The organism is Providencia zhijiangensis (genome assembly GCF_030315915.2).
GTDB classification, from domain to species: domain Bacteria; phylum Pseudomonadota; class Gammaproteobacteria; order Enterobacterales; family Enterobacteriaceae; genus Providencia; species Providencia zhijiangensis.
Window position 1 is genome coordinate 430,938 of the sequence record NZ_CP135990.1, and the last position, 13,329, is coordinate 444,266.

General features: G+C 42.4%; 10 protein-coding genes. 6 read left to right on the top strand and 4 right to left on the bottom strand.

The window, feature by feature from the left end; translation table 11 throughout:
- Positions 1-263: 263 nt before the first annotated feature.
- From QS795_RS01925 to QS795_RS01940, 4 genes are all read right to left on the bottom strand, one after another.
- A complete protein-coding gene (locus QS795_RS01925; RefSeq protein ID WP_286271085.1) occupies positions 264-1,415 on the bottom strand; it encodes a DUF4056 domain-containing protein in 1,152 nt (383 codons plus the stop codon).
- Positions 1,415-2,560: a BamA/TamA family outer membrane protein gene (locus tag QS795_RS01930; RefSeq protein WP_286271086.1), complete on the bottom strand. Its 1,146-nt coding sequence runs from the start codon at positions 2,558-2,560 to the stop codon at positions 1,415-1,417. Before QS795_RS01930 ends, QS795_RS01925 begins: the two co-directional genes overlap by 1 nt.
- A complete protein-coding gene (locus tag QS795_RS01935) occupies positions 2,560-3,555 on the bottom strand; it encodes a hypothetical protein (protein WP_286271088.1) in 996 nt (331 codons plus the stop codon). Before QS795_RS01935 ends, QS795_RS01930 begins: the two co-directional genes overlap by 1 nt.
- Positions 3,556-3,821: 266 nt before the next feature.
- Positions 3,822-4,004 (bottom strand): hypothetical protein, encoded by a 183-nt coding sequence (locus QS795_RS01940; protein WP_154602027.1) that lies wholly within the window; start codon positions 4,002-4,004, stop codon positions 3,822-3,824.
- A 283-nt stretch (positions 4,005-4,287) separates the two neighbouring features.
- Here QS795_RS01940 and QS795_RS01945 point away from each other — a divergent pair, with 283 nt between their 5' ends.
- The 6 genes from QS795_RS01945 (at position 4,288) to arnT (ending at position 13,159) form a co-directional block, all read left to right on the top strand.
- The gene (locus tag QS795_RS01945) at positions 4,288-5,736 is read left to right on the top strand and encodes a DUF4026 domain-containing protein (protein ID WP_286271089.1); all 1,449 of its coding nucleotides are present in this window, start codon (positions 4,288-4,290) and stop codon (positions 5,734-5,736) included.
- Positions 5,737-5,805: 69 nt separating this feature from the next.
- Positions 5,806-6,264 carry a regulatory protein RecX gene (locus tag QS795_RS01950; RefSeq protein ID WP_154638687.1) on the top strand — a complete coding sequence of 153 codons (459 nt, stop codon included), beginning with the start codon at positions 5,806-5,808 and terminating at the stop codon, positions 6,262-6,264.
- A gap of 280 nt (positions 6,265-6,544) precedes the next feature.
- Entirely contained in the window at positions 6,545-7,903 is a 1,359-nt protein-coding gene (dcuC, locus tag QS795_RS01955) for an anaerobic C4-dicarboxylate transporter DcuC (protein ID WP_036955315.1), read from the top strand.
- A gap of 423 nt (positions 7,904-8,326) precedes the next feature.
- Positions 8,327-9,586 (top strand): amino acid permease, encoded by a 1,260-nt coding sequence (locus QS795_RS01960; protein WP_286271092.1) that lies wholly within the window; start codon positions 8,327-8,329, stop codon positions 9,584-9,586.
- A gap of 217 nt (positions 9,587-9,803) precedes the next feature.
- A complete protein-coding gene (locus tag QS795_RS01965) occupies positions 9,804-11,078 on the top strand; it encodes a bifunctional O-acetylhomoserine aminocarboxypropyltransferase/cysteine synthase (RefSeq protein ID WP_154602029.1) in 1,275 nt (424 codons plus the stop codon).
- A 434-nt stretch (positions 11,079-11,512) separates the two neighbouring features.
- Entirely contained in the window at positions 11,513-13,159 is a 1,647-nt protein-coding gene (gene arnT, locus QS795_RS01970) for a lipid IV(A) 4-amino-4-deoxy-L-arabinosyltransferase (protein WP_286271094.1), read from the top strand.
- Positions 13,160-13,329: the final 170 nt, after the last annotated feature.

Consider the following 13,329-nt stretch of genomic DNA (forward strand, 5'->3'; position numbering starts at 1 on the left):
TTCATTTTGTAATCATCTGATTTAAGCTAAATTTGATTGGTTTTCAAACAATTGACAGGTGTATTGTAGGGGTATTATGTTTAAAAAATAATCAATCAGCAGTCTAAATTTTAAACAAAATGGGGTGTTTCGCATTTTATGAGTGGTATTGGTTGTTAAAAATACAGAATCTAAATCGACTTTCAATGCGTGAAAAGGTCAAAAAAAAGACCGTTTTTTGACCTTTTGTTTCAGCTAAATATTACTATTGATCGACGACCTTTTTAGTCGTTGAATGGCACAGTTTGCTGTTTCTGATCTTCAATTTTTGCATTCTCAGCGAGCCGTTTGAAATCATCAACTGTCCAATATGTTTCTGGAATAGGAAGTTGTGCCATATGATCGGTGGGGACTAAGCGAAACTGTGCGAGAGAGGATAACGTAAATCCTGCATATTCCGACGGCAAACTGAGTTTTAGCCCCAAAGTTGCTACAGCCTGAGTAGGTAAAAATGGATAGCGGTTATCGGTGGTATCATAATCGCGCGTGAGCACTAAAAATTTATCTGGAACACGCTTCGAACTATTCCACCAAAGCCCATCAATTTTGTTAAATGCATGGCGAGTTAAGGGTTTTTCTTGAGCCCCAAGTTGATGTAATGCAATAGGAAGCAGTGCTTCGAGCGATTGCGAGAATATCGCAAGTGACTCAGCACGACCTTGTAAAATCAGCGAACTCGCCAGCCTTGCACCCACTAAGTTGGAATATAAGTCTTCGGGAGAGAAGGCGGATATCCCCTCAGAAAAACCGGGAACCGATTGATAACCATACCATTGTGCAATTTCATGCCAAGCGGCTAACTGAAACGCGAGTTTGGCCGCTAGATAGGTACTTAACGTGTAGCGCTCTGCGGGGGAGACTGGTGGTGTAAAGGCGGAAAAATGGATTTGTCTGCTCGCGAGTTCATCGCTGAGAGTTAATGTCCACTCTTCACCAAGCTTTGGGTAAATCTGGCTAAAGAGATATAACGTATAGTCGGCGGTATCTCGAACATGGGCAATATCAATAAACCCGCCATCTGTGGTGTAGATAATTCCCACTTTTTCGTCACTGATCCCCATTAGACCTTCGGTGGCAGCCAAGTAGCTATCATTATAATGGTGCTCACCGAGATTATTGGCTTCAACAATGTTATCGATGGTATAGAAAGGAACGGGAATGCCTGCCACTTCGGCTTGCAGATCATAGCCAAAAGCGCAGCAGGCTCGGAGCCCTTGAGGGGCTTTGAGATCTTGTAGAATAGGCCACGCTTGGGATGCTTCCTCGTTAGACGTCGTATCTAGATTAAGATTCGCTGCAGGTAGGTTCAGTTCTTCGCGAGTTTGGCAGGCGACGAGCATAAATAAAAAACATGAAGTTATTAGCAGCTTAAACATTAGAAAGACTCACCAACTTGGAAATAGACCCCCGTACTGTTGCGACCAACACCAAAATCCAGTCTCACATTCATCCGAGGCTTAAATTCAAAACGATAACCCACTCCGGCACTTGGTAGCCAGTGTCCAGCACCTAACTCTGAGGGAGAGTCGCTCATGGTTCCTGTACCTAGCCAACCAACAACCCCGTGCCGCCAGTCTAATTTATGGCGTAACTCAATTTGGCTAGTAAAAATATTGTTATCCCGATAGCGCCCTTCATAGTAACCCCTCATGCGGTTACTGTTACCTAATAAAGAAAGCTGGTTCCATGGCACATCTCCCGTAGTAAAACGGGCATAGTTATCAATAGCTACGACAGTTTTCTCTGTGAGCTCATGGTAATAAGCATACTGCAACTGGGTCGCTTGAAAACGGGTATCACTACCAAGGTTAGGTGAAAAATAGGTGTAGATGACTTCGAGTGTTTGCCCATGGTGTGCGTTGGGTAAAAAGTCTCGGGTGTCATAGCTATAATAGGCGCTGACGCCTGAGCTAATAACCGAACGACCACCAACTGACTGCGAGAAGTAAGCTTTTGCGCCTTCATCGGGGTCGCTGGCATTGATCGACGAAAAATTCCATCCCAGTCCCACATAGGTGGCATCGGTTAGCTTGTATAAAGCCCTTGGGGTGATTTTGAACTCTTGAGAATGATATTTTTCTTTATTACTCTCTTTTTTACCTGCTGCGTATCCTTTGCCCCAATAATACGTCGGAACATTATTAATGGTGCCGGAGACAAACAGTCGCCATTGGTCACTATCTACAAAGTTGTAGTTAGTGAAGTTGAGTCCAAAAGCCCCTGTGGATGATGCAAAACCACTTAACCCAATCGAAGAGGGCTGAGTTTTAGTGTCTTGTTTGTCGAGACGATACAAGCCCACTAAAGCGGTTCCGACACCTAATCCCATTTCAGGGGTATAAAAAGGCCCCGGTAAAACGCCCCAGTCGATAATTTTGGATTCATCAAAGCTGTTTTCGCCCCCAAGTTCGCTGAGCCAACCATCAATTTTTCCCCGTTCAGGAAGGATTTGTGCTTGCGAGGAGAAGGCAAAGATAAGGCTGAGGAGTGTCAGCCTACGCAGGTATTTCTGTTGTAACATTAAAAACGGAACTCGCCTGAAATAAAGAAGCTATTACGGTTATTAAAGCCCACTTCGGTAAGGACATTAAAGTTGCGGGTTAATTCAACGCGAGCACCGACGGTATTATTCCACTTATGGGCAAGGTGTTGTTTAACGTCGAATTTCATTCCAGGATCATCAAGGGCATTAACAAAATTTTGGAAATCAGCAGGAAGATTCAAATTGTTAACATTCCCTTGAAAACGCTGGGTAATATCTTGGTACATAGCACCTGTCCAAATTTGGACTTTGGTATTACCTTGGCCAGCGATAAGTGGGTCAAATGTAAATTCATAACCAATTCGAGGGCTAATGACTAACGCTTTGATATCCCCATCAAGAATATCTAAGTTAGTTTTAGAATAGTTCAAGTCAAAGGTTGTAAAGAAATTATTATATCCACCGGCCAGTGTGAATCCTGCGCCATAGGTTTTACCTTTAAAATCTAAGTCAAATGGCTGACCTTCTAAAAATTTTAATGGCAGTTTTGCAAAACCTAGATCAAAGGTGCCACCATTGAGCTTTGTACGTGATGTGCCTTTAGTATGGCCATATAAACCATAAACATTTAAGAATGGAAAAACCCATGAATCGATTCTGAGGGTGTGGCTTTCACTTTTTTCACGTGTATGACCCGCATCAATGCTCAGTGCTTTTGCTGTCTCTGGGTTTTTGGGCATAATAAAGCCAATCGAATCAACCACAATATCTTGTCGCAGGTTCATATAGCTGTAACCAACACCAAAAGGTTCCGGCAGGTCATAACCTCTAGCGCGTGCTTCATCTCCCCAAAAAGGTAAAATTCGGGATTCAGTCGTCGATGAACGAGTCACTCCTCCTTCGTTATTCGCTTTAGGAACGCCAGATTCGCTCATGCTTAATGAAAATAGTGGTGTATCACTATCGGCAAAGCTGGCGGGGGCAGCCAGACAAGAGGAAAGTAGCAGCGCTGCGCTGTATTGAATGCGTGTCATAATGAACTCAATGATTAGTAGAATAGAATGAAGGAAATAATAAATTATCTTAATTTAATTAGCTTACAATTATCGATGGAAGCTTAACATACATTATAATTGATAATATGGCTCATGGTGCTATTTTAATGGTATTCCGCTACTGATAAATGCGTATTATTATCAATATGATGGATATGACTAAAATATAGGAAGGATATTATTGAGGCGTTAAAGAGGGTGCTGAAACTCTGGGTATTTCAGCACACATTAGAATAAGAACAGTATTATTTGCTGTTTTTCTGATGAAACTGAACACGCTCATGGAAGTAGTCTTTTAAATGTGCTTCCATATTGTGGATTTTTTGTTCCAGCGCATTAATTAAGACATCATCATTATTCATATCAAAAACGCGCTGCATCGCGAGGTCATCAATATATTCTTTTTGCTTCTCAGATAAATCAGCCATGTTGTAAAACCTCTATTTTCAAAACCTATATATAAGAAAGGATTATTTCACCCACCAACATTATTTTACCCATCAACAACATCGGTGATGCTGATTCTCATTGTGCCCTAGTGAATACGGGATGAAAAGTGGAATTACGTCGCATCAAATAATGATGATTGGTGCTCCTAGTTTAAATATGAGAGATTAAACGCCTATCTGACTGGGTTAAGAATAATCACAATATTCTTACCGAATATAAGCTGATATCCTCCGGTAAGATAATAAATAACAGGGCAAAATAGTGAACAATAAACAACAATACCTTGATATTGCTGCTGGAAACGGGGAAAAAGAAGCCTCGATGATGGTGGCAATCCCTGCGTCAGAGCTGGCCTCCCTACAACTTGAACAGCGTCTGGAAGAGCAAACCTATTTTACTGAAGGGGAAATCGACTACCTGCCTGATGAAGAAGGCGGCGGTTTCTTCTTTACCTGCAAACGTGGTGAAGAAGAGTTACGTTTTTACATTTCGCTTGTGGAAAGCGACCCTGAATACACCATTAACCCGTATTTCGCGACAGATCCTATTAGCCAAGAGCTGTATGCCGAAGCGAGCAATGCGCCTCAAGCGGTGGTGGTTGAATGCCTATTCCAAGAAAAGCCTTTGGTGAGCTACTTACAGCAGCTTAAAATTATTCAAATTTTAGTGCCTGATTTATTATTGGGCTTGGATATTTCTGCCGCAGGTAAAGTCTTTACCCGTGAATGGCTTAACTTCCAGTTAATCGACGATTTAATGCCAAGCATTGATTCTCTGTATGTGGTACATGCCATTTACGATCACGATGAAAACTCAGAAGATTCCGCGCCAACCAAATATTGGTTCCATACTCATGGTTTAGCACGTTGCGGTTTATCGGAAGCGGAAATTATTATTCCACACCCGATTGCGTCTTATTATGGGATCCCTGAGTTGTTCTGGAGCTTTGTGAACAACAGCATTACCAACGGAAAAATCGACTTTAATGAACCGATTTTCATTGGGCAAACACAAACCGGCTATGAGTATTTAGTGGCGGTGCCTTTTGAAGAAGGTCTCCTTCATGTAGGAACCTCTACACCGATTGATAATTTAAAACCACTGGAAGAGATGAACTTCGAGTTTGGTGATATGAGCTCTGAGCGCTTTATGGGGGATTGGCACGATCGTGACGAATCTCACCAGCATCCGTCCGTAATGTTATTCCGTGTTACTCAAGAAAACCCAACATTGGAAAGTTTCTTCGAAGGGTTTGAAGACCAAAATGCGATGATGTTTATGCGTACCGATGAAGAAACGGCGGATATGTCCAGCAAAGCCAGACTGCGTTGGGAATATTTCACCCATATGTTAGATAACTATGGTCCAAAACCGGCCGCACCGAAAAAAGGGTTATTTGCGAAGCTACTCGGAAAATCGGAAGAAGAGGAAGAATCAGAGTGGCGCTTCCTAGTCAAATGCGGCATTAGTTATCAAGATGAAGATGGCGACGAGGGACACGAACATATGTGGTTTGAGCCGTTGACATGGAACGGTGACCAATTTGAAGGCCGCTTGATTAACCACCCATTTTACGTAGAAACCATGGAAGAGGGAGGCGTTTATCCGCTAACGCGTGACCATATCACGGATTGGACTATTTATTATCAGGACGGTAGCTATACTCCTGATACAATCTATAAACTTCTTAGTGGTGCTCAAGTGCATTAATCTATCTTGATTGACTAATGCGAATAGGGCACTGAATTCAGTGCCCTTTTTAATGAGCTAGATGTGACAATGACCCAACCTGAACTGTACCAATATGCCCTATTTTTACTTTCCAGACGCGATTATGGCAAAGCGGAGTTATTTACCCGTATGAAGCGCCGTATGTATGAGAAAAATGAAGGCATTATCGATGAGCAGTTGATTGAAGGGGTGTTAGACAAACTGAGTGAGCAGCATTTTCTGGATGATGACCGCGTGGTGTCGCTGTTATTGCAGGGGTATGCGCGTAAAGGTTATGGGCCTTTGCGGATCAAACAAGAAATGCGCCAAAAAGGATTTGCTGAGACATTAGTCGAACACCATTTTGCCGAGCTTGATGTGGATTGGTTTGAAAAAGCAGCTGAAGTGCGTAGTAAAAAGTTTGGTGATGAAATCCCAACTGACTTTAAAGAGAAGGGTAAACAAATTCGTTATCTGCAATACCGAGGTTTTTTTGGTGACATGATATTTGAGTTATTCTCGCGCTAATTTTTGCAGTTAATCCTACATTATTTATGATTGTCATTATGTGAATAATCACGCCATTTAATATCGTTCAAATGACTATTATTTGACTTTAGTTTAAATGATTAACGCCCCTGAGTTTCATTTCTTTTGCTTAGTCAAAAAATAATATTTTTTTGACTTGTGTTTTTATCTATTTCTAGATTAAAAATATTGTCCACTATGATCATTATCAGTGTATTTCGCTTTTTTTTTAGGCAGAGTACCTCCAATAATTACAAAATGAGACGGGCAGGAGAAACACATGATTGAGCTCTTAATAGGCGTATTGGTCGCCGTTGGAGTTGGGCGCTATATAATAAAGGGTTACTCTGCAACAGGGGTATTAATGACGGGGGGTATTTTACTCCTGATTATTACCGCGTTAATGGGTAAAAGCATTTTACCAGAATCAGTGAAAGCAACGGGATGGCGCGTTACTGATATTCTGGAATACATCAAGTTCTTATTAATGAGCCGAGGTGGTGACCTCGGTATGATGATCATGGTGCTGTGTGGGTTTGCGTCTTATATGACTCACATTGGTGCGAATGACGTGGTGGTTAAAATTGCCTCCAAGCCATTGAAAATGATCAACTCCCCATACTTATTGATGGTTGCGGCGTATATTGTTGCTTGCTTGATGTCACTGGCAGTTTCATCGGCAACAGGTTTAGGGGTGTTATTGATGGCAACCCTGTTCCCTGTGATGGTTAACGTCGGGATCAGCCGTGGCGCAGCAGCGGCTATCTGTGCGTCACCCGCCGCTATCATTCTGGCACCAACGTCTGGAGACGTTATCTTAGCGGCGAAAGCAGCGGAAATGCCTCTGATTGATTTCGCATTCAAAACCACACTGCCTATCTCCATCGCTGCCATTGTTGCGATGTCAGTGGCTCACTTCTTCTGGCAGCGTTTTCTGGATAGAAAAGAGCACGTTAAAACCGAAATGCTGGATGTGAATGAAATCAAAACCCACGCACCGGGTTTCTACGCGATTTTACCGTTTACCCCAATCATCGGTGTATTAGTGTTTGATGGTAAATGGGCACCTGAACTGCATATCGTCACCATTATTGTTGGCTGTATTATCATGGCTGCAATCATTGAATTTATTCGTAGCTTCAGTGCAAAACATGTCTATGGCGGATTAGAAGTTTGCTATAGAGGCATGGCGGATGCGTTTGCAACCGTCGTGATGCTGTTAGTGGCAGCCGGCGTCTTCGCACAGGGTCTAAGCACCATCGGCTTTATTAAAGGTTTGATCGACTTAGCACAATCCTTTGGTTCAGGCGCGATTGTGATGATGATTGCGCTGGTGGTGATCACCATGTTAGCGGCGATGACGACAGGTTCTGGTAACGCACCATTCTACGCATTCGTTGAATTGATCCCTCACTTAGCGAAGCAAATGGGCGTCAACCCAGCTTACCTTGTCATCCCAATGTTACAGGCATCTAACTTAGGTCGTACATTATCACCGGTTTCTGGGGTGGTGGTTGCGGTATCGGGGATGGCGAAGATTTCACCGTTTGAAGTGGTGAAAAGAACCTCGGTTCCTGTATTAGTTGGGCTTATCGTTGTTGTGATTGCTACCGAGATTTTAGTGCCTGTTTATTTGTAACAAAATAGGTATTTCTCCATCTAAAATGGCTAGAAATTATTCTAGCCATTATGTTGCTGACAAAGAGGGATAAAAGCGTGGTTTTTCCCTCTTTGTGTTATCAGGCGAAAATCAATGAATTGATTTTCCTTGTTAATTCTACAATCTAAAAGGGCCATTTTTTTTATCGATATTTATTTCGGTTAATACTTAGGTTTAAAAGAAAAAAACTCTACGCTTTTTTGATGTGGTGTTTGGGTATTTTCAATCAAATGATAAAAATTTATTTGCGATTATTAACAAATTGTCATTTTTTTAGATTCAGATATGAGATCTACACCAAAAAGCCAGAAAGATTAATCAAAATAAGCTAGTTGCTCTAACGCATTTAATGCAAAATTCGCGCATCTTTTTTTATCCATTTTAAAACGATGAAGTGACGGTATGAGCACAATAAAAACCGCAGTAAACACGACAGACAAACCTGCTAGTAAGTGGACGTATAAAGACTTCACTTGGGTATTATCTCTTTTTGGTACCGCCGTTGGTGCGGGGGTTCTTTTTCTGCCAATTAAAGCTGGCGCGGGTGGTTTCTGGCCATTAGTTGTATTAGCTTTAATTGCAACACCAATGATTTGGTTAGCTCATAAAGGGTTAGCGCGTTTTGTTTTATCGGCTAAGAAACACGATGCTGATATCACCGATACTGTGGAAGAATATTTCGGTAAAACAGGCGCGAATATCATCACTTTTGCTTATTTCTTTGCGATTTACCCAATCGTATTAATTTACGGCGTGGGTATCACTAACACAGTAGACTCATTCTTAGTGAACCAAATTGGTATGGACCCACTGCCACGTTGGTTGCTGTCTGGAGTGTTAATTGCAGCAATGACGGCAGGTGTGGTATTCGGTCGTGATTTAATGCTGAAACTCACTTCTATGATGGTTTATCCATTAGTCTTCATCTTATTAGCATTGTCTCTGTACCTGATCCCTGAGTGGAATACGTCGATGTTAGAAGTCGCACCAGATTGGAGCGCAATGCCGATTGTTGTCTGGATGGCAATTCCTATCATCGTATTCTCTTTTAACCACAGCCCAATCATCAGCCAATTTGCAAAAGACCAACGTCAGCAATTTGGTGACCAAGCCGTGATTAAAACTGACATGATCACTGGCGGTGCAGCATTTATGCTAACTGGCTTCGTGATGTTCTTCGTATTCTCTGTAGTACTGTCACTGAGCCCAGCTGAGTTAGAAATCGCGAAGAAAGAAAACATCAGCGTGTTATCCCATATTGCGAACATTAACCCATCACCAATCCTGTCTTACTTAGGGCCTATCGTGGCATTCGCCGCTATCGTTTCTAGTTACTTTGGTCACTTCTTAGGTGCGCACGAAGGTCTGGTTGGTTTAGTGAAATCACGCTCTTCAGTTTCTGTGAAGAAAATTGAATTAATCTCTTTACTGTTCATCGTGATCACCACGTGGATCGTCGCAATTATCAACCCAAGTATCTTAGGTATGATTGAAACCATGGGTGCTCCAATGATTGCGGCAATCCTGTTCATTCTGCCAGTTGTGGCGATGCGTATTATTCCTGCAATGAAGCCATTCAGTACCTCTAAGCCAGCGCAAATCTTTACGCTGCTATGCGGTTTGGCATCAATTACCTCTGTGATTTATGGCGCGTTCGCGTAATTAAATTCAGTTGTACCGAAACCCATATTGCTTCGGCAATATGGGTTCTTTTGTTTCTAAAGTGGGCTTATTTATTTTGTGAATAACTATAGATGAAATTATTTCAAGTCTAGATGGTTGTGTGAGGGATCTACTTGGGGGATATTGGAAAGGATTACCGTGAAATAAAAACAAGAACCCATTCAATTGGCAGTGCGGGTATAACAAGGATAACGCAATGAAATTAGAAACATTATCAATCCACGCAGGCTATTCTCCAGACCCTACAACCAAGTCTGTCGCGGTGCCTATTTATCAAACCACCTCTTATGCATTTGACGATACACAACACGGCGCGGATCTGTTCGACTTAAAAGTGGCGGGTAATATCTATACCCGCATTATGAACCCGACCAACGATGTGCTCGAAAAGCGTGTTGCTGCTCTTGAAGGGGGTATTGCCGGACTGGCGGTGGCGTCTGGAATGGCGGCTATCACCTATGCAATTCAAACTATTGCCCAAGTCGGCGATAACATTGTTTCTGTGGCAAAACTGTATGGCGGTACGTATAACTTACTGGCGCATACTCTGCCGCGCCTTGGTATCGAAACCCGTTTTGCTGAACACGATGATTTAACTGCACTAGAAGCCCTGATTGATGAGAAAACAAAAGCCGTTTTCTGTGAATCTATCTCTAACCCTGCGGGCTTTATTGTTGACCTTGCGGCGCTGGCAGAGGTTGCGCATCGCCATGGCGTACCTCTGATTGTCGACAATACCGTAGCGACCCCGTATTTATGCCGCCCATTTGAACACGGTGCGGACATCGTGGTGCACTCGTTAACTAAATATATTGGTGGTCACGGCACCTCAATCGGTGGAATGGTGATTGATTCAGGTAAATTCCCGTGGGCGGAGCACGCAGAGCGTTTTTCTCTGCTAGTTGAGCCTGATATCGCCTATCACGGCGTCAGTTATACTGAGCACTTCGGTGCGGCGGCTTTTATTGCCCGTTGCCGCGTAGCACCGCTGCGTGGGACGGGAGCAGCATTATCGCCATTTAACGCCTTCTTGATCTTACAAGGTCTGGAAACACTCGCATTAAGAATGGAACGCCATACTGAAAACGCATTGAAAGTGGCTCAATTCCTCGAAAATCATCCTCAAGTGGCATGGGTAAAATATGCGGGTCTGCCAAGCAACCCTGAGCACGCACTTGCGCAAAAATATATGCAAGGTAAACCTGCCAGTATCATGTCTTTTGGGATCAAAGGCGGGCAGGAAGCCGGTGCGCGTTTTATTGATGCACTGAACCTGATTGTTCGTTTGGTCAATATTGGAGATGCAAAATCATTAGCGTGCCATCCAGCATCTACCACCCATCGTCAATTAAATGATGCGGAGCTAGCACGTGCAGGGGTATCGCGCGATATGATCCGTTTATCCATTGGTATTGAACATATCGATGACATTCTTGCTGACTTAATTCAAGCCTTGGATGCAGCTAAGTAAATCTTGTTAAGCAGCTACCGATAAATAAAGGTGGTTATTGTGAAGAATATATTGCAATAACTGCCTTTATTGCTTCCTACGTGATTAACTATTGAGGTTTATTCTTCTTTCTAGGATTAATAACTATTCGCAATCAGCACTGTTTTTTAATTTATTTTTCATTCTGTTAAAAATAAATGGAAATTGCTGAACTATTGTTTTTTAATCGAGTCTTAACAAGCAGCTCATCCTGTTATCTTAATGTTGAAATAAAATATTCATTTATTGATTGTTTATCTCATATGGGCGTATGAAATACGAAAATGTTTATTGGTTTATACTGGGTTTAGTCGAACTAACGATAATAGAACCCTGATTTGATTAATCAAAAGCGCCTGAAGCTTCGGCGAAAATAATAATTATTAAATATTTATGACAATAATGGTTGAGATTAAATGATGATGGCAAATAATAAAGTTGCCTACTTTAAGTGGTGCCTATTATTCGGTTTTGTACTCATAACCTATTTTCTTCCTCTCAATGGACGAATGCTATGGCAACCCGATGAGCTACGCTATGCAGAAATCAGCCGTGAGCTGATATTAAGTAGCCATTGGAGCGTACCTGAGCTGCTTGGTATCCGCTATTTTGAAAAACCGATTTTTGGTTATTGGGTCGGTTCTTTCTTTCAAATGCTATTTGGTGAAAACAATGTCTCGGTTCGATTAGGCGTGGTGTTTAGCACCCTGATCAGCGGGTTATTTGTTTATCTCAGCGCAAAGATGGTATGGAAAAATAAAGACCTCGCGTTTAATGCGGTGCTTATTTATCTTTCCATGTTTATGATTTTGACCATTGGGACATACAATATCCTTGACCCAATTGTGACCGCCTTTATTACGATGATTATCTTCTTTTTCCAATGGGGGATAACCACGACACAACGCACTCATAAATTGTATGCCTATATTCTGATTGGCGTGGCATGCGGCTTAGGGGTCATGACAAAAGGCTTTTTAGTCTTAGTGCTTCCCGTTTTAGTGTGTTCCGTTAGCGCAATTTACTTCAAAAAGCTCAAAGACGTCTGCCTGTACGCATTAATTTCGATTCTTGTCGCCGTGTTAGTTTGCTTACCGTGGGCGCTCACGATTGCCAGCCTAGAGCCAGATTTCTGGAGCTACTTTTTCTGGGTTGAGCATATTCAGCGTTTTATGGCGGATAACGCACAAAACAAATCTCCTTTCTGGTTCTATATGCCGATTTTATTGGCGGCAGTGCTTCCGTGGTTAGGTTACCTCTTCTCATCCCTTGCACATGCAGTTCGCGCGAGAGGCATGAACCTTTATTTCTTATTGTGGGCGGCGCTACCTTTCCTATTTTTTAGTGTCACTAAAGGGAAGCTACTCACCTATATTCTGCCGTGCATCGCACCTATCGCGATTTTGATGGCATCCTATTTGCAGCAGATTTTAACCCAGAATAAAGTGGCTACCATTCGTCTGAATGCGCTGATAAACATTACGCTGGGTATCGCGGCGGCAGGGGCATTTATTGCCTCCCCTTACTTCCCTAAAATGAATTTATATCAAGGGGATGAAAGCTACAAAATGTGGATTGCCGCAGGAGCATTTCTATTTTGGGCTGTGATGGGTGTGGTGTCATTTAACCGTAAATTCTGGTCATTGGCCGCTGCCTGTACGTTAGTGCTCAGCCTCAGTATTGGGCATGTGATCCCTAAATACATTGAGAGCAATAACACCCCGCAAGGCGTGCTAACTAAATACCAAGATCAGCTACAAAACCGCGCGATACTCTTAACCAATAATGTGGGATTAGGCACTGCGTTGGCTTGGGTACTAAAACGCGATGACATTACCATGCTGTATCAAACAGGTGAGCTAGGTTACGGGTTGAATTACCCTGATGCAGAAAATCGTTTTTACCGTTTAGAGCAGCTACCAAGCTTGCTGGCGAGCCAAAATAACCGCAATGTTGCGGTGGTGGTTGATGCTTCGCAAAATGAAGTCATTGATGCTTTACCGGGTACGCCAATCATTATTAAAGAAGGTAAGTTAGTGATGGCTTTCTATGAAGGTCAGTAAATTAATAGCCTGATGATCTATTCTTGAGAACCTATTGAAAAAGAGCCGCACTACGAAAGTATGTGGCTCTTTTTTTCTATTGATTAAAACATGACTAAGAACGCTATTTACGCCATCGGTTCGTGACGTCGGAGTGCGTGTTCCTTGATGGATAAGGATGATAAATCATC